General features: G+C 39.4%; 1 protein-coding gene. It reads right to left on the minus strand.

The features are described 5' to 3' along the window. The coding region (locus ACTD9P_RS29765; RefSeq protein ID WP_438870438.1) for a cation diffusion facilitator family transporter at positions 1–475 on the minus strand (475 nt) is incomplete at both ends.

Consider the following 475-nt stretch of genomic DNA (forward strand, 5'->3'; position numbering starts at 1 on the left):
CTACAGATCCGAGCATGTCACTTATCACATGTAAGTAAGCTCCTCTAATGTTCAGGTTATTCTTTGTATCTCCGCCGTTCAGCATAATCCAAGCGACCAATATATTCACAGCTAACCCGATGATACTTATCGTCAGCATGCCGGTTGTTGCTATCTCCGGCGGATGAGAGAAACGTTTGATTGCTTCATAAATGATATAAAGGGAAATCAGTATTAATGCAACACCGTTGATCACAGCTGCAAGAATTTCAAATCGTTTGTAGCCGAATGTCTTATGATGACTTGCCTTTTTTTCGGCCAATTTAAAAGCAATCAGAGCAACCATTAATGAGATTGAATCACTCAGCATATGGCCTGCATCTGACAAAAGCGCTAAACTATTGGTTAAAAATCCGCCTATCGCTTCTATTATCATATAACCTGTAATCATGATAAAAGAGATCAATAAAACCTTCTTATTGGATCCGCCAGCATG

This window comes from Pseudomonas onubensis, assembly GCF_965653655.1.
Lineage (GTDB): Bacteria > Pseudomonadota > Gammaproteobacteria > Pseudomonadales > Pseudomonadaceae > Aquipseudomonas.